This window comes from Streptosporangium sp. NPDC049376 (assembly GCF_044466505.1).
In the GTDB taxonomy this organism is placed as follows: Bacteria; Actinomycetota; Actinomycetes; order Streptosporangiales; family Streptosporangiaceae; genus Streptosporangium.
Genome location: NZ_JBITMT010000006.1, coordinates 168,460 through 190,974 on the forward strand (window position 1 = coordinate 168,460; position 22,515 = coordinate 190,974).

Sequence of the window (22,515 nt, forward strand, 5' to 3'; positions counted from 1 at the left end):
TCAGGACTCCGGCACCGTGAGTTTCCCGCCGGTCAGCTCCTTGGCCTTGTCAGGAGGGAGGCCGTCGGCCCTCACCGTGAACCGGCCGTAGTATCCGGCCCGCTCGTGCCAGATCAGCTCACTGAGCGTGATCGTCCCCCGGTAGGGCCTCTCCTGACAGCCGGGCAGACACCACGTGCCGCTCAGCTCACCCGTTCCCACGGCGCTCTCTCCTCCCCAGGACTCCCAGCGAATCCCCGTGACGCTGTTGAACTCGTCCAACGCGAGCCTGCTCGGCCGTCGCAGCGGATCTCCCAGGTAGGCGATCACGTAGACGGGCCCTCTGGGGGGCTTGGAGGGCGGCGCCGACCCCTCCACCCGCACCCCGCCGTCCGCTCCGCACCCCGCCACCACCGGAATCATCGTCAGAACAGCGGTCAGAACGGCGGCGCTCAGGGGGGCTGCTCGCTTCACACCGGTCATCATCGTGTGGAGGGTATGCGACCCGCTGACCCCTCCGCTCAGAAACCCGCAGTTCAGGGGGTGGAGAACGGCAGCGGGAGCGTCCCGCTCAGAGTGTCCTTGGGGCTGTCAGGGCGGGGGAAGTCACCGGTGATGTCGAACTTCGTGAAGTAGCGCCTCTCCCCGACCTTCCTGGCCTTGCTGAGAGTGATCGTCGCCTCGTACGGTCTGGCCTGACAGCCGGGCAGGCACCACGTCCCGCTCAGCCTGCCGCCGCCGACGGCCCTCTCCGGACCCCAGCTCCGCCAGGTGATCCCCTTGAGGGTGCTGAACTCGGAGGCGACCAGGTTCGCCGGGCGCCGGGCGGGCTGCCCCTCCTCGGCACCGTACAGATTGATCACGTAGACCCCGCTCTCCTGCGGAACCTCGTGGGAGACCGGCTCCGCGTCCTCCGGGGACAACGTCTGGGCCAGCGGCCGCCTGACCTCGTCGGCCCCGCAGGCCGCCGCGCAGGTCACCACCACGAACCCGAGCAGCGTGACGGCCACGGCCGTTGTGATCCTTCTCATCGTCTCCCCCTTGGGCCTCGTACGCGCCGGGACCCGACGAGAGGCGTCTCAGCACGCCCCGCCCGGCACAACGATGACGGTAGGAGGGAAACTTCTCGGTCTTCCTGCGGCTTTGTAACAGCCCTCCATCGAGAGGTTCGCCGTGGAGGACCGTCGCGTGTGCCCGTTTTCCGGTCCTCCAGCAGGACGCAGCAAACCGGTCTGTTCCCTCACAAGGCCGGGAAGCCGATAGGAGAGGGGAAACCAGGGTGGATGGGACGGTGTTTTCCGGGCAGGGGCCGACGGTGGGGATCACCTGGGCGCCGGCAGGAGGAGGGCAGCATGACGAACGACATCCCGATCGTCGTGGTCGGCCTGATGGGGGCGGGAAAGACCAGCGTTTCGCGCCTGCTCGGCGAGAGCCTCGGCAGGCCCGTGCGCGACAGCGACGAGTATCTCCGGGAACGCTACGGCGCCACGGCCGCGGAGATCGCCGAGCGTGAGGGGATGGAGGTCCTGCACGCCAGGGAGGTCGAGCACCTGCGGGCCTGCCTCGCGGAGCGGCCCGCTCCGGTCATCGCCGCCGCCTCCAGTGTGCTCGACGACCCCGGCGCCCGGACCGAGATGAAGCCCGCCCTGGTCGTCTGGCTGGACGCCGCCCCCGAGTTCGTCGCCGAGAAGATCGCCGCCAAGCCGTACCGGCCGCGGTTCGGCATGGAGCCGCTGGCCCTGGCGACCGAGCTGCACGAGCGCAGGGCCGCCTTCTTCGAGGAGGTCGCCGACCTGCGCTTCCAGCGTCCCTCGGCCTCCAAGCGCGAGGTGGCGCGAGCCGTACTGGACCACCTGGAGGGACGGCGGCCCCGCCGGAAGGTTCACGGCGGGCGTCACACGGCGCAGGAGTCCTCGGAACGGTAGGTGACCAGGCGGATCGCCGGGGCGGAGAGCACCTCGACGCGACCGCTGCCCGGCACCTCGACGTGCGCGAACCCCCCTTCGAAGGCGACGCGGGCCTGTCCCACGCGGGTGGTGGGTGCGCCGTCCTCGCCGGTCAGCAGGTATCCCTCGACGAGTTCGACGGAGGCGGTGCGCCAGGTGAGGGTCATACGGTCACCTCGGGGAAGTCCAGGTCGGGGCGGGCCAGGTGGTTGAAGTGGTTGGACAGGGTGTTGAGCGCCACGTGCGCGACGATCTCGGCGAGTTCGGCGTCGGTCACCCCGGCCTTCCTGGCCAGGGCGAGCTCCTCGTCGTCCACCCTGCCGCCCGTCCTGACGACCTGCCTGGTGACGCGCAGCACCGCCTCGGTGTGCGGGTCGTCGTCGCGGGCGTCGCGGGTGCGCTCAAGCTGCCGCCCGTCCATGCCCATCAGGCCGCCGCGCAGCGTGTGCGCGCTGACGCAGTAGACGCAGCGGTTCTCCTGGGCGACCAGCAGGGCGATCTGCTCGCGCAGCCTGGCCCTGAGCACGCCGCGGGACAGCGCGTCGCGCATGGCCAGATAGCCGCGGAGCGCGGCGGGGCCGTTGGCCAGGGCGGCGTACAGGTTGGGCACTCTGCCCAGTTGCCGTCGTGTCTCCTCAAGCAGGCCGTCGGGATCCTCGGTCAGCTGCGGCAGCCTCGGCATGGTGTCCTCCGTGATCAGAACCCAAAACGGTACCGGTCGGTTCCGTTTGAGAAGACGGTACCGATCAGTTCCATTTGCGTCAACGGCGGATAGAATCGACGACGTGCCGACCCGAGCCCGTGAACGCCTGCTGGACACCGCCGAGGAGCTCTTCTACGCCCAGGGGGTGCGCGCGGTCGGCGTCGAGCAGATCCTGACCGTCTCCAAGGTGGGGCGCGCCTCCTTCTACCGCCACTTCCCCGGCAAGGACGACCTGGTCGTGGCCGTGCTCGAACGCCGTGACCGGCGGTGGCGCGAGTGGCTGGCCGAACGGGTCGCCGCGCACGGCGGCGGGCCGCTGGCGGTCTTCGACGCGCTCGCCGAACGGTTCGCCCGCGCCGACTTCCGCGGCTGCGCGTTCATCAACACGATGGTGGAGGCCGCCGACCCCGCGGGCGCCGCGCACCGGGTCGCGGCCGGCCACAAGGACCGGGTGACCGGCTACGTCGAGTCGTTGCTCACCGCCGCCGGGCACCCCCGCGCCGCCGCGCTCGCGCCGCAACTCGTCATGCTCATGGACGGCGCCATCGTCACCGCCCTGCGTGAACGCTCCACCGTCCCCGCCCTGCGGGCCCGGGCCGTCGCGGAGACGCTCATGGGGGCGGCCGGAGAACCGGCCGCCCCCTGAAACTACCGGCCGGTGGGCACGGCCTGCCTGCGGGGTTCCGCCGGGGCGTCCGCCCGGCCGGGACGCGGCCCGACCGGTATCACGAGGTGGGTCGGCGGCGGAGCCGTGTCGTCGATGGAGGCGGTGAACTCCTTGCCGTCGTCACGGCAGACGAACTGCATGACGTGCCTGCCCGCCGCGGCGGCGCGGATCAGGCCGCCGGTGGTGGCCCACACGCCCGACTGGTAGAAGTTCTCCAGCCCGGGCAGGCCGGGCCCGTGCTTCTTGACCAGTTCCTCCAGGGTCTCTCCGCTCTCCACGAACGGCTGCCAGCCCAGGACTGTCCCGTCGTAGTTGCCGGTGTAACGGACCTGGGTGAGCGGCGTCGACACGTCGCGTACGGCCACCGCGTCCGTGATGCCGGGAAAGCGCCGTTCGAGGAACTCCATGAGCGCCAGCCGCGCCCGGCGCTTGGCCGCGGAGTACTCGCGGCCGCGCCGTACCGGCATGGTGTGGATCTCCTCTCCCTTGTGCTTGCGGCTGGACTGCTCCGGCCCCTCGGCCAGGGCGCGCCAGGGGGCGATGTCACAGAAGTAGGTCGCGTAGACCACGGTGCTGTCCTCCGGCGACAGCTCGGGGTAGTGCATGCTGCGGAACTGCACGTTGATGCTCGGGTGGCGGATGCCGGTCAGGTCGGCGGCCTCCTCCTCCGTGAGCAGATAGGTCGTACAGGGGTCCCCCTCGGGGAAGGGGCGCCGCAGGCCGAGGAACAGACAGAAGTAGCCGGGGAAGACCATGCCCGGCTCCTTGATGGTCGTGGTGTACAGCTTCCGGTAGGCCTCGTTGAGGTAGCGCCCCTTGAGGAACTTCGTCATCGTGGTGTGGCCGTCACAGGCGGAGACCACGATGTCGGCGCGGTGTTCGCTGCCGTCGCTGAGCCGTACGCCGACCGCGCGGTCGTCCTCGACCAGCACCTCCTCGACCTTGGCGTTGTAGGTCACCTTGCCGCCGAGCCGCAGGTAGCGCTGCTCGATCGAGGTGGACAGGCCGAGCGAGCCGCCCTCGGGAACGCCCGCCGACAGGTTGGCGTGCGAGGCCAGCTGGAAGTAGAACGGCAGCACCGGGAAGGCGGCGTGCTTCTCGTAGAGGATGAAGTTGAACGCCTCCCGCAGCAGCGGGTCCTTGAACCTCGCCGAGTACTCCGTCATCAGCACCGCCATCGACTTGCGGATGACGTTGAAGTAGGGGACGAAGGAGGCCAGCATCCGCAGCCGTTCGATCCGGCCCATCAGGCCGACGGGCTTCAGGAAGGGGTAGACGGCCAGGCACTTCCTGAACGCCCGCAGCCCCGCGCAGAAGTCCTTGATCAGCTTGGCGTCGGCGGGCGAGAGGTCGAGCAGGTGCGCCTGGAGCCGGTCGGGGTCGGAGTAGAAGTACACCGCCCTGCCGTCGCGTCCCCGCACGATGTTGAACACGTCGAAGTGACGCATCTGCTTGCCCTGGAGCGCGCCGAGTTCGAGCCAGATCTGGTGCATCTGGTTGCCCGGCCCGTTGCCGAGCAGCCAGCTGATGCAGCAGTCGAGGGTGAAGTCACCCCGCTCCCACGCCGTACAGCAGCCGCCGGGGATCTCGTGCATCTCGAAGATCTGGGTCCTGTACCCGTTCATCTGCGCGTAGCAGCCGGTGGACAGACCACCGAGACCGGCGCCGATGATGATCATCGTCTCTCTGTTCTGACCGGGCCGTGACACGTCCCTGTTCTCCTTGGTGATCACTGTCGCCACCTATCGCACGAGCCGCTTGTCGAGCTGTGGCATGTGGCCGAACTTCCCCGGATGCCAGGCCTCGTCGTTGTCGCTCTCCCAGGCCTTGAACTCCATTCCCAGTTCCTCGCACAGGTACTGCACGACGAAACGCCCGGTCGAGGCGGCGCGGATCAGGCCGCCCATGCCGACCCACTGACCGGCCATGGAGAATCCGCGCAGCCCCGGAAGCCGCATACGGTCCTCGTTGACCAGCTTGGTCGCGAGGTCGTCGGCGTCGGAGAAGGCCTTCCAGGCGAGGATGCTTCCGTTGAAGTTGCCGGTGTAGCGCCTTGTCGTCGCGGGCGAGGCCACGTCGACCAGGTCGATGCGCTCACCGAGCCCCGGATAGCGCCGCTCCAGGAAGTCCCGGACGAAGTCGGCGACCTGCCGCTTACGCGCCCAGTACTCCTTGCGGTTCTCCGTGCGCAGCGTCCTCCAGTAGCCGAAGTCACTGAAGTAGGTGCAGTGGATCACCGACTTGCCCTGCGGCGCGAACCCCTCGGAGTAGCGCGAGCGCAGCTGCACGACCAGGCTGCTCTGCAGCGCGCCGGGCAGCCTGGCCCCTTCCTCCTCGGGCAGCAGGTAGGTGGTGCTGTGCGCGTCGCCGGGTTCGAAGTCGCCGTCGATGCCGACGAAGGCCGAGACCACCGCGGGGAACAGGATGCCGGGGCGGTTCAGCATCTCGTCGTAGAGCTTCTCGATCCTCGGGCTGGTGTACTTGCCCTCCAGCAGGCCGTACACGGTGGTGTGGCCGTCGCAGGCCGAGACGACATGGTCGGCGTAGTACCGCTTGCCGCCCCGCATCTCGACCCCGACCGCGCGCCCGTCCTCGACCAGGATCCTGTCCACCCTCGCCCGGTAGCTGATCGTGCCGCCCAGCGAGGTGTAGCGCTCCTCGATGGAGCGGGCCAGCCCCAGCGACCCTCCCTGCGGGAAGCCGGCGTTGCCGTTGTGGGCGCTGGCCATGTTGAACAGGTACGGCAGCACCGGGAAGCTCTCCGGGTCCTGGAAGAAGATGTTGCGGAAGGCCCGGCGCAGCAGCGGGTCCTGGAACCTGTCGGCGAAGGTGTGCATCTGCGTCGCCGCGGTGCGCCAGAACAGCCGGAAGGCGGGCAGGACCGTCCGCAGCGTGCCGAGCTTCTCCCGCGCCGTCTGCAGCGGCGGCGGCTTCAGGAACGGGTACAGGTCGATGTTCACGAAGCGCCGCAGGTCACGGCAGAACGACCGGATCAGGGCGGCGTCTGCGGGAGAGACCTCCAGCAGGTGCCGCTCCAGGCGGTCCGGGTCGTTGTAGAACGTCACCGACCTGCCGGTCTCGTCGGTGACCTTGTTGAACATCTCGAAGTTGGTGATCGTCTTGCCGTCGAGCGCGCCGAGCTCCCGCCACACCTGGTTGGCGTTGTTGCCCGGGGCGGTGCCGATCAGCCATTCGATGCAGTAGTCGAAGACGTAACCGTCACGCGCCCAGGCGGTGCAGCAGCCCCCCGGCAGGACGTGCCTTTCGAGGACGCGGGTCTCCATCCCGCTCATCTGCGCGTAGCAGCCGGTGGCCATGCCCGCGACGCCCCCGCCGATGACGAGGACCCGGGGCCTGCCTCCTGGAGGTCGTTCGCGGACGCTCCAGTCCGGTTCGGTCTCAGCCGGCATGGGTGGCGCCTCCCGCGAGGATCTCGCGGACCAGGTCCGCGTTGCGTGCGATGTGGTCCTGGCCGAGCATCTCGGCGTGCGTGCCCGAACCGCGGAAGACCTCGGTGCGGACCTCGGAGCTGCCGTGCCAGGTGCCGCTCTCGGCGGCGGCGTAGAAGGAGACCTTCTCCTCGTCGGAGATCACGCTGACCGCGGCGGAGACCACTCCGAGGTTCGGCGTGCGGCTGGAGAAGTCGATGTACTCCCTGGCCTGGCCGAGCGTCTCCTCGGCCACGATCTCCGAGCCGGTGTGCCTGAGCAGGTGCTCGCTCAGCTCACGCTCGAAGATCGCGAGGTGCTCCTCCCCGAGCTCGAAGGACTCGGAGATGCGGTAGGAGTCCATGATGACCACGTTCGGCACCTCGCGCCCCCGGCTCTGGAGCACCTTGGCCACCTCGAAGGCGAGGTTGCCGCCGAGCGAGTAGCCGAACAGGTCGCAGGGGCCCTCGGGCCTCAGGGACTCGATCAGGTCGGCGTAGTGGGTGACCTTGTCGTCCCCCGCCACGTAGTTGAACGCGACGAACCGGTACTCGGGCAGGTGCGCCGCCAGCTGCCGGTAGACCAGGCCGTGGCCGCCGGCGGGCGGGAAGCAGAAGATCGTCCGGTCCTGGTCGGGGTTGAACCACAGGTACGGCTGCGCGCCGCCCAGCCTGCCGGTGATGATGTGCTCGACCGTCTTGGCCATGCCGTGCAGGGTCGTGACCTTGAACAGGTGGCTGACCGGGATCGTGATGTTGAACTCGCCCTGGAGCCGGTAGATGAGCTCGATCAGCTTGATCGAGCTGCCGCCGACCTCGAAGAAGTCGTGCTGCAGGCCGACCTGCTCAAGGCCGAGGAGCGCCTTCCAGTGCTCGGCCATGCGCATCTCGTACAGCGTCACCGGCGCCTCGTAGGCCCGCTCCCCGGTGTCCGCCTCGGGTGCGGGCAGCGCCGCGACGTCGACCTTGCCGTTGGGAGTCAGCGGCAGCTCGGGCAGCTCGACGAAGTACGACGGGACCATGAAGGTCGGGAGGTACCCGGCCAGGTGCCTGCGCAGCTCGCGCCAGTCCAGGGACTCGCCCTGGGCGGGCACGCAGTAGGCGCACAGCGCGTTCTCGCCGCGCGCGTCCGCGACGACCGTGACCACCGCCTGCGCCAGCGTCGGCCAGGCGACGAGCCGCGTCTCGATCTCGCCGATCTCGATGCGGTGGCCGCGCACCTTGATCTGCGCGTCGACGCGCCCGAGGAGCCGCACGTCGCCGTGGGCGTCCCAGCTCGCCAGGTCGCCGGTGCGGTAGAGCCGTAACGGTTCGGCCCCGTCCCCGCGGCCGAGGGTCACGGTGACGAAGCGCTGCGCGGTCTGCTCGGGGTCGCCGAGGTAACCGGTCGCGACGCCGTCGCCGCCGACCCACAGCTCACCGGGGACACCGGGCGGCACCGGCTCGCCGTGCTCGTCGAGGATGTACAGCGCGCTGTTGGGGAAGGGCCGCCCGATCGGCACCATCTGGCTGGGGTCGAGCTCGTCGGCCGGGCCCTCGAAGTAGGCGCTGTCGATGGTGGCCTCGCTGAGGCCGTAGGAGTTGACCAGGCGGGTCCGCGAGCCGCACAGGGCGCGCAGGCGCCGGTACTCCTCGACCTTCCAGGCGTCGGAGCCGACGATCAGCAGGCGCATGAAGTCCAGGCGCTCGCCCTCCCGCTCGCAGTAGGCCGTCAGGCCACGGACGATCGCGGGCACGAACTCGCCGCAGTCGACCTTCTCCTCCAGCATCGTCCGGTACAGCCGCGCGGTGTCGAACAGCAGCTCACGGCGGACCAGGACCAGGTTGCCGCCCGAGCACAGCGCGCGGACCAGGTCACCGGTGAAGACGTCGAAGGAGAAGCTCGCCATCTGCAGGTGCACCCGGACGTCCTCGTCCAGGCGGTAGGCCTCCCGCCAGGCGGCGTTGACGGAGGCCAGGTTGCGGTGGGTGACCTGCACGGCCTTCGGCCTGCCGGTCGATCCCGAGGTGTAGATGACGTAGGCGAGGTCGTCGAGCCCGACCTCGGGCTCCGGCTCGTCGTCCCGCGCCTCCGCGGTGTCCCGGTGCAGTTCCTCCAGGGTCAGCGTCATCCCCGCCGCCCCGGCCAGGCTCTCCCGGCCCGACTCGTCGACGACGGCGAGGGCGGCACCCGCGTTGCGCACCATGTAGGCCAGGCGCTCGGCGGGGTAGTCGGGGTCGAGCGGCAGGTAGGCTCCACCGGCCCGCAGCACCGCCAGCAGGGTGACGATCAGGTCGGGGGACTTGTCCAGGCACAGCGCGACCACCGCGCCCTCACGCACGCCCAGGCCGCGCAGCCTGCCCGCCAGCGCCCTGGACCGCTCCTCAAGCTCGGCGTAGGTCAGCCGGGCGGTCTCGCCCGTCTCCGAGGGGGCCGTGACCGCGACCGCGCCGGGGTTCCTGGCGGCGGCCCTGCTGATCAGCTCGTGCACGGGGGTCTCGTGCAGCGTCCTGCGCCTGGCACCGCTCCAGGTCTCCAGGACCCGCTCGCGCTCGTCGGCGGCGAGCAGTTCGAGGCGGGTGGCGGGCTGCGCCGAGGAGGCGCGGGTCAGCGCGTCGAGCAGGTTGACGTAGTGCGAGGCCAGGCGCTGTGCCGTCTCGGGCAGGAACAGGTCGGTGTTGTACTTGAACACGCAGTGGAAGCGCTGCTCGGCCTCGTCCTCGTAGGCCGAGAGCGTCAGGTCGAACTGCCCCTCCTCCTCGGGCAGCTCGATGTACTCCAGGCGGTAGCCGTACTTCTCGGTGGCGACCTTGTGGGCGAGCAGGATGAACATCGCCTGGAACACCGCCGAGCGGCTGGGGTCGTGCTGCAGGCCGAGCTTGTCCACCAGCAGCACGAACGGGTACTCCTGGTTGTCCAGGCCGTTGAGCACCGTGGTGTGGACCTGCGCCAGCAGCTCGGAGACCGACGGCTCACCGGCGAGGCTGACGTGCAGCGGCAGCGGGTTGACGAAGTAGCCGTACAGGGAGGCGAACTCCTCCTGGGTGCGGCCCGTCACCGGGCTGCCGACGATGATGTCGTCCTGTCCCGAGTAGCGGTGCAGCAGCAGGTAGTAGGCGCTCAGCAGCACCATGAACACGGTCATCTTGTTCTCACGGGCCAGCGCGTGGACGCGGGCGCTGAGGTCGGCGTCGAGCACGAAGAACTCGGAGGCGCCGTTGTTGGTCTGCACGGCCGGGCGGGGCTTGTCGACGGGCAGGCTGAGCAGCGGCACCTCGGCCGGCAGGTGACCGCGCCAGTAGTCGAGCATCCGCCGCGCGTCAGGGCTGGCAAGGAAGCGGTTCTGCCAGTTGAGGAAGTCGAGGTAGGTGGCCGTCAGCGGCGGCAGCTCGACCTGCTCACCCCGGCGCAGACCCTCGTAGATGGCCAGCAGTTCCTCGATGAAGGTGAAGGTCGAGATGGCGTCGGAGATGATGTGGTGGACCGCCTTCATGATCACCCAGCGGTCCTCACCCCGCTTGAACAGGCGGAAGCGGACGAGCGGGTCCCGTTCCAGGTCGTACGGCCTGCGGTACTCACGGATGATCATCTGGTAGATGTCGTCCCACTCCTCGTCCTGCACGTCGAACAGGGCGAGGTCCTCCCTGGCCTCGGCGGAGATCCGCTGCAGCGCCTGCCCGTCCTGCAGGACGAAGTTGCCGCGCAGGATGGGGTGGCGCCGGATCAGCGCGCGGACGGCGTCGAACATCAGCTCGGGGTCGAGCTCGACCCGCACCTCGACCGCGCCGCCGATGTTGTAGGCGAAGCCGTCGGGGTTGAGCTGCTTGAGGAACCACAGCGCCTTCTGGTTCTGGGTCAGGGGGTACTGGTTCTCGTCCAGGTACACCTCGACCGCGGCGTCGGCGCCGTCGTCGTCCGCGTCCGCGGCGACCAGGGCGGCCAGGCCGTCGTGCAGCTGGGTGACCAGGTCTCCGACGGAGGTGCCGCTGAGCAGGGCGACCACCGGCAGCGCGACCTTGAGGTCGGCCTGGACCCGGGCCCGCACCTCCATCGCGAGCAGGGAGTCCAGTCCCAGGGTGTTGAGGCTGACCTCGGGCTCGACCTGCTCCGCCCGCACCCGCAGCACGCCCGCGACCAGCGCGGTGAACCGCTCGGTCACCAGGAGCCTGCGCTTGTCCTCGTCGGCCTCGCGGAAGGTGTCGAGGAAGCCCCCGCTCTCCGCGGGTGAGGAGGTGTCCGCGGCCGCGGCCAGCTCGGTCACCAGCAGCGGCGGCGAGTCGTACCAGGCCATGAAGACCGGCCAGTCGACGACGGTCGCGACCAGCAGCTGGGCCTTGTCCTGGCCGATGACGCGTTCGAGCACCGCCATGCCCGCGTCGGGTGGCAGCGAGCTCATCCCCCGGCTGTTGCGGTAGTGGTCGATCAGGCCGAGTTCCTCGATCATGCCGGTGGCCCAGGGGCCCCAGTCGAGGCTCAGCGCGGGCAGCCCCTTGGCGCGCCTGTGGTGCGCCAGCGCGTCCAGGAAGGCGTTGCCCGCCGCGTAGTTCGTCTGGCCCGCGGTCGTCAGCAGCGAGGCGATCGAGGCGAACAGCACGAAGTGCTCAAGCGGTTCGTCCCGCAGGTGGCGGTGGAGCAGGAAGGCGCCCGCGACCTTGGGGCCGTGGACGGCGTCGAAGGCCTGCCGGTCCATCTCGGGGACGAGCGTGTCGCGGACGTGGCCCGCGAGGTGGAACACGCCGCGGATGGGCGGGGAGTCGTTGCGCCGGTAGTCGTCGAGCCAGGCGGTCAGGGCCGCCTCGTCGGTGATGTCGAGCGGCGCCAGGATCACCTGGGCGCCGAGCGCCTCAAGCTCCTTGACGAAGCGCACGTTGCGGCCCGCGGTGGTGTCCGGGTCCGTCTCGCGCCATCGGTCTCGTTCCGGCAGCCGGGTGCGGCCGACGAGGATCAGCCTGCGGGCGCCCCGCGCGACGAGCGTGCGGCACATCAGCCTGCCAAGCGCGCCGAACGCGCCGGTCACCAGGTAGCCGCCGTCGGCGCGCAGCCGCAGCGGGAGCGGGCTGGTCAGGTCCGCGGCCTGCGCGAGCCTGCTGGTGTGGCGTTCGCCGCCGCGCAGGGCGATCTCTTCCTCATCGTCGGTCAGCAGCTCACGCAGCAACGCCTCGGCCTCGGCCTTGACGTCCCCGCCCGCGGGGTCGAGGTCGACGAGCTTGCCGCGCCAGGCGGTCAGCTCCTGGTGGCGCAGCACCCGGGTGACGCCCCACGCGGGAGCGCCGAGCGGCTCGGCCGCCTCGTCCGCGGTGACGGCCTGCGCACCCCGGGTGACGACGTGCAGCCTGCTGTCGTCCTGCCCCGCGGGAAGCGTCTGGGCCAGCGCGACCAGCGAGTAGGCGCCGAGGCCGTTGTGCCCGGCGAGTGAGTCGCGGTCGGTCTCCTCGATCGACGGCAGGTCGAGGTTCCACAGGTGCGCGACGGTGCCGAACGACGTGCCGCTCGCCTCCAGGCCGTCGAACAGAAGGGCGAGGTCGTCGGCGGAGCCGGGGACGACCGCGGACTCGCCGTCGGCGTCCTCAAGACGGTAGACGTCCGAGGGGCGGACCAGGTGGCAGCGGGTGCCCCGGGCGCGCAGCAGGCCCGCGAGCTCGTCGGCGACCCCTCGCGAGTCGGCGAGGATCAGCCAGTCCCGCGTTGTCTCACCGGCGTTCTCCGCCGCGCCCTCGCCGCTCTCGGCCGCGGGCTCGCCGTACGGCCTGCGGACCCAGGTCACCTCGGCCAGCCAGCCGTCGATGGTGCTCCTGCCGACCGCCGTCGAGGCCTTCTCGACGTCGGCGGCGCGGAAGCCGCTGATCCGGCCGAGCGAGGCGCCGTCGGCGTCGTGGACGGCGATGTCGCCGACCAGTTCGTCGCCGCCGCGCCGTACGACGGTCGCGTGCACCCACAGCGGCCGGTCGCCGACGGGGCGGACGCGCACCTCCTCGATCGACAGCGGCAGGCGGATGCCGGTCCCCTCGGTGTGGCTGAGGACCAGCGGCGTCAGCAGGGTCTGGAAGCAGGCGTCGAGCAGCGCCGGGTGGAAGTGCGCGTTGGCCGCGTCACCGCCGAGCGCCTCGGGCGGGCGGATGCGGGCGAGCGCCTCGTCTCCGCCGATCCAGACCTCCTCGATCCCCTGGAAGGCGGGGCCGTAGTGGTAGCCCATGTCCGCCAGCGCCGCGTAGCAGCCCTCTCCCCGGAGGTGGCGTTCGCTGCGCGCCTTGATCCCCTCGATGTCGAGTGCCGGGTTGAGCCTGCGGTGCTGGCCCGCGCGCACGACGCCGCCCGCGTGCACGACCCGGTCGCCCGAGCCGTCGGGCGCCGTGGCCACGGTGAAGGACGCCCCCTCCGAGGAGAAGGACAGCTGGACCGTCCTGACCTCGCCCTCGGGCAGGAACAGCGCCTTGCGCAGCTCGACGTCGGCCAGGGTCGCCTCCGTGCCGCCGGTCATCGCCAGCACCGCCTGGGTCGCCATCTCCAGGTAGCCCGCCGCGGGGAACAGCGCGTTGCCCTGGATGCGGTGGTCGTCGAGGTAGGGCAGCGCCTCGGTGTCGAGCTTGACCTCCCAGGTGGGCTCGGTCATGGCCAGGCGGCGGCCGAGCAGCGGGTGGTCGAGCCTGCCGAGCCGTACCTGCCTGACCTGCTCGGGCTCGGTCCAGTAGCGGTCGCGCCGCCACGGGTAGCGCGGCAGCGTCACCGTCTCACCCGAGGGGTAGAGCCTGTCCCAGGCGATGTCGACACCCAGGTTGTGCAGGGCGGCCAGCGACATGGTGAAGCGCGCGTTCTCGTCCTCCTGGCGGCGGATGGAGGGCAGCGTCCTGCCCTCGACGTCCTTGGCCTCCAGGCACTCCTTGATCGAGTGGCCCAGCACCGGGTGCGGACCGATCTCAAGGAACAGGCCGTAGCCGTCGTCGGCGAGGCGGTCGACGGCGGCGCGGAAGCGGACGCTGTCGCGGACGTTGTGCCACCAGTACTCCGCGTCCAGCTCGGGGCCGCGCGCGAGGCCCTCCTTGCCCGTCAGGTAGAGCGGGACCCGTGCGGGGTGTCCTTCGAGCCCGGCCAGCGAGGACAGCAGCTCGTCCTTGATCAGGTCCATCTGCGCGCTGTGGTAGGGCACCCGCACGGTGAGGAACTTGGCGAAGATCTGCTCGGCCTGCAGCTCGGCCTGCAACCTGCCGAGCGCCTCCTCCTCGCCCGCCAGCGTGATCGCGGTCGGGCTGTTGACCGCGGCGACCGAGATCAGGTCGCCGTAGGGGGCGACGCGGCTCCGCGCCTCGTCCTCCGGCAGGCTCACGGCGAGCATGGTGCCGGTGCCGACCAGCTTCTGCTGCAGGCGGCTGCGGTGCAGCACGACCCTGACCGCCTCGCGCAGGTCGTAGACGCCCGCCTCGTGGAAGGCGGCGACCTCGCCGGTGCTGTGCCCGACGATGGCGTCGGGGTACACGCCATAGGAGCGCCACAGCGCCGCCAGGCCGATCTGCACGGCGAAGTTGGCGGGCTGCGCCAGCCAGGTCTCCGCCATGTTGGAGTCGGCCTCGGCCGCGCCCATCTCCTCGATCAGCGACCAGCCCGCCTGCTGGCGGATCTCACGGTCGCAGTCTTCGATCACCTCGCGGTAGACCGGCTCGCTCTCAAGCAGCTGGCGGCCCATGGCCCACCACTGGGGGCCCATGCCGGTGAAGACCCACACCAGCTCGGGCCGCGGCCCCTCGCGCCGCTGGTCCTGCAGCACGTACGGCCCCTGCTCGCCGCGCAGGTAGTCGGCCAGGCGCTCGTCGAGCGACTCGGGTGAGGAGTAGACCACGGAGAGCCGTGATTCGAGGTGCTGACGGCGGCGGGCCAGCGTGTAGCCGAGGTCACCGGGCGAGACACCGGCCGCGAGCTCCTGCCTGACGCCCCTGACCAGTTCGGGCAGGGCCTGCGGGTCGCGCGCGGTCAGCGGCAGGATGGCGTGTCCCGTGTCGCGCGCGGGGGCGGGCTCGGCCGGGCGTGACGGAGCCTCCTCAAGCAGGACGTGCGCGTTCGTGCCGCCGAAGCCGAAGGAGTTCACGCCGGCGCGCGCCGGTCCCTCGTGCTCGGGCCAGTCGGTCGGCTCCGCCGGGATCTCGTACGGCATCGACTCCAGGTCGATGGCCGGGTTGACCTGTTCGAGGTTGATGTGCGGGGGGATCTTCCTGTGTTTCAGGGCCAGGGTGGTCTTGATCAGACCGGCGATCCCCGCGGCCGACTCGGTGTGCCCGATGTTCGTCTTGACCGAGCCGACGTAGCACTTGGCGCCGGGTCTGCGGCCGATGGACAGCGCGCGGCCGAGCGCGCCCGCCTCGATCGGGTCGCCGACCGGTGTCGATGTGCCGTGCGCCTCCATGTACTGCAGGCTGCCGGGTTCGACGCCCGCCTCGGCGCAGACACGCTCGATCAGCCTGACCTGGGCGTCGGGGTTCGGCACCGTGATGCCGTTGGTACGGCCGTCCTGGTTGACCCCGCTGCCCACGATCACCGCGTGGATCGGGTCGCCGTCGCGCAGGCTGTCCTCAAGGCGCTTGAGGGCGACCACGGCGACGCCCTCGGCGCGCACGTAGCCGTTGGCCGAGGCGTCGAAGGTGCGCGAGCGCCCCTCGGTGGACAGGAAGCCGCCCTTGGTCTCCGCGACGGTGTACTGCGGCGTCATGTGCAGCAGGGTGCCTCCGGCGAGCGCGAGGCTGGTCTCGCCCCTGCTCAGGCTCTGGCACGCCAGGTGCACGGCCACCAGCGACGAGCTGCAGGCCGTGTCGAGGGAGACACTGGGGCCGCGGAAGTCGAAGCAGTAGGAGATGCGGTTGGAGACCATCGTCATCATGGTCCCGGTGGCGGTGTGCGCCGCCAGGGTCTCGAAGCTCAGGTCGGCGAACTGCAGGATCTTGTAGTCCAGGGTGAAGGCCCCGACGAACACTCCGACGTCGGTCCCGGCCAGTTCACCGGGTTTCTGGCCGCCGTCCTCCAGCGCCTCCCAGGCCACCTCGAGCAGCTTGCGCTGCTGCGGGTCCATGTGGTCGGCCTCGCGGGGACTGATGCCGAAGAAGGCGGGGTCGAACTCGTCGAAGCCGTCGATGTAACCGCCCCTGCCGCCGACGAGCCTTCCCGGCTTCGTCTTGTCCCGGCTGCCGAGCGTCGCGACGTCGTAGCGGTCGGCGGGTGTCGGCGTGATGCAGTCCTTGCCCTCGATCAGGTTCTGCCAGAACGTGCGGTGATCGGAGGCTCCTCCGGGGAATCTACACCCGATACCGATAATGGCGATCTTGTCACGGAGAGTAGCATTACTGAGGTCCGTCACGATTGATCCTTGTGTGATGGCGCTGTGCGCGAGCATGAGGGGAAAGCGGACAACAGTGGACGCGCCCGTACGGCGCGCGTTCCCGGCCTGGTCAGGCGGCCGGGCCACCGGCCTCCGGCGACGAAACCGCGGGGCGTCGGCGCCAGGGGTGGGAGAAGGTGGCAAGGACTGCGTCCGTCCTGGGGAAGGACGCGGGGTCCGTCAGCCCTACGGCGACCGGTGTGCGGCCGGAACGCCATGTGAAGCTGCCGAACATGAGATCCCAGATCGACAGGTCGGAGCCGTAGTGACCGGCTTCCGACAGGTCGGTGCTGTGATGGAGACGGTGCTGCTCTGGACTCGCGAAGACGTAGTTGAGCGGGCCGATGCGGATGTCGGCGTTGACGTGTACGAAGTAGCCCTGCGCGACGACGAACAGGCCGACCGCGAAGACCGCCTCCTGGGAGAAGCCGGCCAGCGCCAGCGACAGCTGCACGATCCCTTGCTCGAACAGGACGTCGAAGACGTGGTTGACGCCGTTGTTGGCGACGTTGACCTTCTCGGGGACGTGGTGGACACCGTGCAGGCGCCACAACAGGGGGCGGGTGTGCGCGAGCCGGTGGACCAAGTAACTGGCCAGCGAGCCGATGAGAAGGGCCGTGGGGATCTCCGCCCACAGGGGGATCATCGGGACCCGGACCGCCAGGACGCCGACGAGGGTCGTCACCAGGAACTGCGCCACGCTGCTGGTGGCGAGCGTCAGCACGAGGTAGAGACCGTACCAGCCCCATTCGCGGCGGTCGGGATGCCAGCCACGCTCGTAGGGGACCACCCGTTCGAGCAGTGCGAGGTATGCGATCGTGCCGGCCAGGAAAAGAGCGCTGACCTGACCGAAATCCAGGTGGCGGTCTATGGCCACCACGGCCGTCGAAACGACGGCGACGAGAAGGACGGGGTAGGCGCAACGGCGCACGAGACGGCGCGCCGGAAACGTGAAACTGTTTAACCTTCGCCGCCGTTGCGACACTTGTTCGAACATAATACCCATGCCACGCATCCACCTAAAAAGACTCGAACGACCGCAAATCGGTCAAAGGAACGGCGGATACGGAAATCACGGCGGCGACCTCCGGCGGAACGGGAGAGCTCCCCCGAAGCCCGTCATCTTCACCCCCCCTCCCCCGAAGACGCTCTCGCGCATGACATCCCTCTATCAAGAGTCCGGACAACGTCACAGTACTCCAAAATGGCTTTGACCTGGGCAGATTTGGGCTGGCGACAATTTTCCCATGTTCGGACAATGCGGTAATTCATCCCCCATCGTTCGACATTCAGACGTAACCACAGGCACCAACCGGAATCAATATGACGCGGACCAGATTTTTTGCAGGCCACCCTCAACCCATAGAAGCAATGACAGAAACCCGGGTTTGCGGGCGCAGTTAATAATCTATTCTTTCAGCCCCAAATAGGATTTACGGACAACCCTTTCTGGTTTTACATGAGCAAGTAATGGACATAAGGTGCATGCAGTGCAAACCATGTAAACCATTGGTTAACTTAATATTTCGCGCCAACCTTTGATGTGTATTCATGGCGGCGGATAACCTCGTCCCGGATTTCCGAAAAAGTTTCGGCCGCGACACCCGCCGTTCCCCCTCCCGCACCCGGTGCGCCGCTCCGCGCGGAGCGGCGCTGAGCGGCACTGAGCGGCACGGGTGGAGGGAACACCGTGGGGAACAGGGACGGACTCCGGGAGGCCAAAGTGAATCTGACCATGGGGCAACGCTCGAATGACCGTTCGTGGGGCACAGCGAGAAGATGAGCAGCGGACGGCCGGGTCCTGGCGCGACGGACGCCCGGGGCGCCCCGCGCGCCAGACCCTCCCTTCCGGATGCGACGGGCGGGATCCTGCTGACCGTCATGGTCGCGGCGCAGGTCGTGTCCGGTCTCGACTCCCGGCCCGCCCGGCTGACCGGTCTGATCGTGCTGTTGCTCACGGTCTGTGCCCTGGCCTTCGCCGCCGGGACGTACGGTCCGTTCAGGGCCTCTGCGGCCCTCTGCGCCGCGGCCGCGGCGGGGTACGCCGCCGAGTGGGTCGGCGTCAGAACAGGGCTGCCGTTCGGCGGCTACGCCTACACCGACGTCCTTTGGCCGCAGCCGGGCGGGGTGCCCGTGATCGTGGCGCTCGCCTGGGGCGGCATGGGACTGGCCGCGCACGCGACGGCACTGGCCGCCACCACGGTTTCAAGGGGCGGCCGGGTCACACGGATCGTGCTCGGCGCCTGCGCGCTCACCGCCTGGGACCTGTTCCTCGACCCTCAGATGACGCGGCTCGGCCTGTGGACCTGGCATGCCCCCGGGCCCTACCGCGGTGTCCCGCTGAGCAACTTCGCCGGCTGGCTGCTGGTCTCGCTGCTGGTCATGGTCCTGATCGACGGAATCACCGCGGCAGGCGCCACGACGAGCGCGGGGCTCGTGGGTCTCTACACCGTGATGGCCCTGATGGAGACGGTCGGCTTCGCGGTGGTCTTCACCCCGCCCGACCCCCTGGTGGCCGTCCTGGGAGGGGTCTGCATGGGGTGCTTCGCCGTGGCCGCCTGGTCGGGCGTCAGAAGAAGGAGCCGCGCGTGGCAGACGTGATCGTGGTGGGAGGCGGCGTCGGCGGGATGGTCTCCGCCCTTCTGCTGGCAGGGCGGGGCCACCGGGTGCGCCTGTACGAGCGGCTTGACCGCCTCGGCGGCAAACTGGCCGAGCACCGGCGTGACGGCTTCGCCTTCTCCCTGGGCCCGTCGCTGCTGACCATGCCGCACCTGTTCGCCGGGCTCGGCCTCGACCTCGTCGAACCCCGGGAACTGTGCCGCTACCGCTTCGCCGACGGCTCGGTGCTGACGGCCCGCCGTGATCCCGGCGCCATGGCCGCGGAGGTCGACCGGCTCGCGCCCGGGGAGGGCCGGAACTGGCTGGCTTTCCACCGCTGGGGACGGACCTGTCTTGAGGCGTCGCACCGCACGTTCTTCGCGGGCCCGATCGACCGGCCGCCCGCGGAAGCACGACTGTCCGACCTGTTCGCGGTCGCGCCAGGCCGTACGCTCGACGGTCTGGCCAGGCGTTTCTTCACCGATCCCCGCCTGCGGCAGTACACGGGACGGTACGCGACCTACGCGGGGGCGAACCCCTACCGGGCTCCGGCGGCGCTGGGATGCGTCCCCGCCCTCGAACACGGGCAGGGAGGCTGGTACGTGCGTGGCGGCCTGCCCCGTCTGGCGGACGCCCTGCGGGCACGGCTTGAGGAGGCCGGGGTCGAGGTGACACTGCGCACCGGGGTCACCGACGTGCTCGCCGACTCGGAGCGGGTCCTGGGGGTACGGCTCGCCTCGGGAGAACGCGAGCGGGCCGACGTGGTGATCGCCAACGTCGACGCGGCGGCGCTGTACGGGCGGCTCCTGCCTGACCGGCGGCGGCTGCGGCGGATCGCCAGGCTCGGCAGGTCGTCCTCGGCGTTCCTGCTGCTGGCCGGCGTCGAGGGCAGGACCGAAGGCCTGGCGCACCACTCGGTGGTCTTCTCAGCCGACTACCGGCGGGAGTTCGCCGACATCTTCGAGCGGCACAGGCCTGCGGAGGATCCGACCGTCTACGTCGGCTGCTCGGCCGTCGACGACTCGTCGCAGGCACCGGACGGCGCGGAGAACTGGGTGATGCTGGTCAACGTCCCCGCCCGTGATCCGCTGCGGTGGCCGATGTCGCCGTCCGCCTACCGGGACCTGGTTCTGGAACGCCTGGCCGCGCGTGGTCACGACCTGTCGGGAAGGCTGCGTTTCGTCGACCTGTTCACCCCCGCCGATCTGCGGGACCGTTACGGCGCATGGGGCGGGGCGATCTACGGCGGCGCCTACGACGGCCCGCTGGCGCCCTTCAGGCGTCCGGGCAACAGAGGGCCCAGACGTGGCCTCTACCTGGTCGGCGGTTCCGCGCATCCCGGCGGCGGGCTGCCGCTGGTGACGCTGGGCGGTCGCATCGTGGCCTCGCTCGTGGAGGAGGACTTCTCCCTGAAGCAGGACGCCCGCCGTCCGCGTATCCGGACGCGCCGATGAGGGCGCTGACCGTGCTCCAGGCGGCGGCCGCGGTCACCGCCGCGGTGCGGCTCGCCCGCGGCCGTGACCGCCTGCCTCCGCTGAGTCCCACGACGACGGATACGCCGGTCTCCGTGGTCGTGCCGGCACGCGACGAGGAGGAGCGCATCGGTCCCTGCCTGAAGGCGCTCCTGGCCGATCCCGCGGTGGCCGAGGTCGTCGTCGTGGACGACGAGTCACGGGACGGCACCGCCGCCCTGGCGGCCGGGCTTGGCGCCAGGGTCGTCGCGGGCACGCCGCCGCCCCGTGGCTGGGTCGGCAAGCAGTGGGCGCTGCGGCAGGGGATCACGGCCGCGGTCAACGACGTCGTGGTGACCCTCGACGCGGACACCAGGCCCGCCCCCGGCCTGGTCGGGGCGCTCACCGCCGCCCTGGCGCACCACGACCTGGTCAGCGCGGGTCCGCGCTTCGTCTGCGACGGGGTCGCCGAGCAGGCACTGCACGCCTCCTTCCTGGCGACGCTGGTCTACCGGTTCGGCCCGATCGGGCCGTCAACGCCACCGCCTCCCCACCGGGTCGTGGCCAACGGCCAGTGCATGGCCTTCCGCCGTACGGCGATGCTGGAGGCGGACGGGTTCGGCAGGGTGCGCGGGCACATGACCGACGACGTGGCGCTGGCCAGGCTCCTCGCGGCGGACGGCTGGGCGGTCGCCTTCCTGGACGCGGGCGGGCTGCTGGAGGTGGACATGCACGAGTCCGCCGCCGGGGTGTGGCGTGAGTGGGGCAGGTCGCTGCCGTTGCGCGACGTCACCGGGCCAGGCTGGCAGGTCGCCGACCTGGCGGTCGTCTGGCTGACGACCGCCCTGCCCGTCCTGCGGCTGCTCTCCGGCAGGCCGACCCGTCTCGATCTGGGATTGCTGGCCGCGCGGACACTGCTGGCCCGCGCGTTGCGCGGCAACTACGCCGTACCGGGGCCCGGCGTGCTGCTTTCTCCGCTGCTGGATCCGCTGACAGCCGTACGGCTGACGCAGGCGACGATGCGCCCCGTGCGCTCGTGGCGTGGCCGCCGCTACCCCGCCGCGGAGATGGGCGCTCTCACGTACCGTCCGCCGCCCGGCCCGCGTGGGAGGACCAGGCGGCCTGTCCGAAACGAAGGCCGATGAGACACATCAGCGCCCCCGTCGCGGCCACCTGCCCGATCGGGGTGAAGAACAGCTGGAGGAGCGGCAGTCCGAAAACCGCGACCCTGGCCCCGGCCGCGAAGGAACGCGCGGTCAGGGCGGCCAGGACCAGGACCACGACGCCCAGCAGGAAGGCCGGGGGGCAGATCACGGCGAAGCCGCCGACGAAGGTGAGGACGGACCGGCCGCCCCTGAATCCGGCGAACACCGGCCATGCGTGCCCGGCCATTGCGGCGGCCACCGCCAGGTACACCGGCACGACGCCGCCGCCGGCGACCACGCCGGTCCCCGTGGTGTGCGCGCCGCTCACCGCCAGGGCCAGCCCTGCGGCGAGCGTGCCCTTGAGGGTGTCGCCCGCGAAGACGGGTACGGCGGCCCGCCGGCCGAGACTTCGCATGACGTTCCAGAAGCCGGGGTTGCGGTCCCCCGTCTCGCGGGGATCGAAGCCGTGGATCCGCCCGACCAGTACGGCGACCGGCACGGATCCCAGGAGGTAGCCGCCGATGAGAGCCACCAGCGCGCAGAGCGGTCCGGGAGTCATCGCCTCATTCCATCTCATCAGATATGCGGATCTGGGGGCTGTCGGTCACATGGCCTTCGACCGGCCTTCACTCACGGGCACCGACGGGCTGGTGTTCTGGCGGCTGCTCGGCACCGGCCGTGGCGCGTCGATGAGCCTGGGCGCGGACCTGCGCCGCTGGGCTCTGTTCGCGGTCTGGCGGCACGAGGCCGCCCTCGACGGCTTCCTCGCGACCTCCCCGATCGTGGCGCGCTGGCGCGGGCGGGCCGTGGAGGCATGGCAGGTACGGCTGAGGCCGCTGGCCTCGCGTGGGAGGTGGGGTGGCGTCGAACCGTTCGGCTCCGGCATACCGGAGGCGGGCGGAGACGACGCGGCGGGCGGCGGGCCGGTGGCCGTACTCACCCGGGCGTCGATCCGGCCGTCCCGGCTGGTGGCGTTCTACCGGTCCGTTCCCCGAGTCGACCGTCTCCTGCTGGGCCAGGACGGCTGTCTGGCCTGCGTCGGCGTCGGCGAGTGGCCGCTGGCCAGACAGGCGACGTTCTCGCTGTGGCGCGACACGGGCGCGGTACGGGACTTCGCCTACCGGGGACGGGCGCATCGGGAGGTGATCGAGCGAACCAGGGCACAGCGGTGGTACTCCGAGGAGTTGTTCGCCCGGTTCGCGCCGTACGCCAGTGAGGGGACCTGGAACGGCGCCGACCCCATCGCCTGAGGGGAGCGCCC

At 70.4% G+C, this 22,515-nt stretch carries 15 protein-coding genes; 6 read left to right on the top strand and 9 right to left on the bottom strand.

Translation table 11 applies throughout. The annotated features are described in order from the left end of the window. Both ACIBVQ_RS18835 and ACIBVQ_RS18840 read right to left on the bottom strand, forming a co-directional pair. Nucleotides 1-453, bottom strand: a complete 453-nt coding sequence (locus ACIBVQ_RS18835; protein ID WP_352012584.1) for a hypothetical protein — start codon at nt 451-453, stop codon at nt 1-3. 62 nt (nt 454-515) lie between these two features. Continuing rightward, on the bottom strand, nt 516-1,010 hold the full coding sequence (locus ACIBVQ_RS18840; protein ID WP_362916911.1) for a hypothetical protein: 495 nt from the start codon (nt 1,008-1,010) through the stop codon (nt 516-518). 321 nt (nt 1,011-1,331) lie between these two features. Between ACIBVQ_RS18840 and ACIBVQ_RS18845 the strand changes: the two genes are divergently transcribed. Further along, nucleotides 1,332-1,904 (top strand): shikimate kinase, encoded by a 573-nt coding sequence (locus ACIBVQ_RS18845; protein WP_399178796.1) that lies wholly within the window; start codon nt 1,332-1,334, stop codon nt 1,902-1,904. Here the strand turns inward: ACIBVQ_RS18845 and ACIBVQ_RS18850 are convergent. Both ACIBVQ_RS18850 and ACIBVQ_RS18855 read right to left on the bottom strand, forming a co-directional pair. Next, on the bottom strand, nt 1,874-2,092 hold the full coding sequence (locus ACIBVQ_RS18850; RefSeq protein WP_352012587.1) for a hypothetical protein: 219 nt from the start codon (nt 2,090-2,092) through the stop codon (nt 1,874-1,876). The two genes, ACIBVQ_RS18845 and ACIBVQ_RS18850, sit on opposite strands and share 31 nt — an antisense overlap. Next, nucleotides 2,089-2,607: a carboxymuconolactone decarboxylase family protein gene (locus tag ACIBVQ_RS18855; RefSeq protein ID WP_362772189.1), complete on the bottom strand. Its 519-nt coding sequence runs from the start codon at nt 2,605-2,607 to the stop codon at nt 2,089-2,091. Before ACIBVQ_RS18855 ends, ACIBVQ_RS18850 begins: the two co-directional genes overlap by 4 nt. 103 nt (nt 2,608-2,710) lie before the next feature. On the opposite strand from ACIBVQ_RS18855, the gene ACIBVQ_RS18860 reads away from it, so the two are divergent. Next, a complete protein-coding gene (locus ACIBVQ_RS18860; RefSeq protein ID WP_362916917.1) occupies nt 2,711-3,274 on the top strand; it encodes a helix-turn-helix domain-containing protein in 564 nt (187 codons plus the stop codon). A gap of 2 nt (nt 3,275-3,276) precedes the next feature. Here the strand turns inward: ACIBVQ_RS18860 and ACIBVQ_RS18865 are convergent, their stop codons facing one another. From ACIBVQ_RS18865 to ACIBVQ_RS18880, 4 genes are all read right to left on the bottom strand, one after another. Beyond that, complete coding sequence (locus ACIBVQ_RS18865) at nt 3,277-5,037, bottom strand: NAD(P)/FAD-dependent oxidoreductase (RefSeq protein WP_362916919.1); 1,761 nt, start codon at nt 5,035-5,037, stop codon at nt 3,277-3,279. Then, entirely contained in the window at nt 5,038-6,705 is a 1,668-nt protein-coding gene (locus ACIBVQ_RS18870) for a phytoene desaturase family protein (RefSeq protein ID WP_399178799.1), read from the bottom strand. Then, nucleotides 6,695-16,039 carry an amino acid adenylation domain-containing protein gene (locus ACIBVQ_RS18875; protein ID WP_399178801.1) on the bottom strand — a complete coding sequence of 3,115 codons (9,345 nt, stop codon included), beginning with the start codon at nt 16,037-16,039 and terminating at the stop codon, nt 6,695-6,697. Before ACIBVQ_RS18875 ends, ACIBVQ_RS18870 begins: the two co-directional genes overlap by 11 nt. 91 nt (nt 16,040-16,130) lie before the next feature. Further along, nucleotides 16,131-16,937: a sterol desaturase family protein gene (locus ACIBVQ_RS18880; protein ID WP_399178803.1), complete on the bottom strand. Its 807-nt coding sequence runs from the start codon at nt 16,935-16,937 to the stop codon at nt 16,131-16,133. A 902-nt stretch (nt 16,938-17,839) separates the two neighbouring features. On the opposite strand from ACIBVQ_RS18880, the gene ACIBVQ_RS18885 reads away from it, so the two are divergent. The 3 genes from ACIBVQ_RS18885 to ACIBVQ_RS18895 are packed head-to-tail and all read left to right on the top strand — an operon-like array spanning nt 17,840 to nt 21,254. Beyond that, the gene (locus ACIBVQ_RS18885) at nt 17,840-18,661 is read left to right on the top strand and encodes a carotenoid biosynthesis protein (RefSeq protein ID WP_399178805.1); all 822 of its coding nucleotides are present in this window, start codon (nt 17,840-17,842) and stop codon (nt 18,659-18,661) included. Next, the gene (locus tag ACIBVQ_RS18890; protein WP_399178807.1) at nt 18,649-20,112 is read left to right on the top strand and encodes a phytoene desaturase family protein; all 1,464 of its coding nucleotides are present in this window, start codon (nt 18,649-18,651) and stop codon (nt 20,110-20,112) included. Before ACIBVQ_RS18885 ends, ACIBVQ_RS18890 begins: the two co-directional genes overlap by 13 nt. Beyond that, a complete protein-coding gene (locus tag ACIBVQ_RS18895) occupies nt 20,109-21,254 on the top strand; it encodes a glycosyltransferase (RefSeq protein WP_399178809.1) in 1,146 nt (381 codons plus the stop codon). Before ACIBVQ_RS18890 ends, ACIBVQ_RS18895 begins: the two co-directional genes overlap by 4 nt. Here the strand turns inward: ACIBVQ_RS18895 and ACIBVQ_RS18900 are convergent. Beyond that, nucleotides 21,187-21,813 (bottom strand): glycerol-3-phosphate acyltransferase, encoded by a 627-nt coding sequence (locus tag ACIBVQ_RS18900; RefSeq protein WP_399178810.1) that lies wholly within the window; start codon nt 21,811-21,813, stop codon nt 21,187-21,189. The genes ACIBVQ_RS18895 and ACIBVQ_RS18900 overlap by 68 nt on opposite strands. A 49-nt stretch (nt 21,814-21,862) precedes the next feature. Between ACIBVQ_RS18900 and ACIBVQ_RS18905 the strand changes: the two genes are divergently transcribed. Then, nucleotides 21,863-22,504: a spheroidene monooxygenase gene (locus ACIBVQ_RS18905; protein WP_352012598.1), complete on the top strand. Its 642-nt coding sequence runs from the start codon at nt 21,863-21,865 to the stop codon at nt 22,502-22,504. Nucleotides 22,505-22,515: the final 11 nt, after the last annotated feature.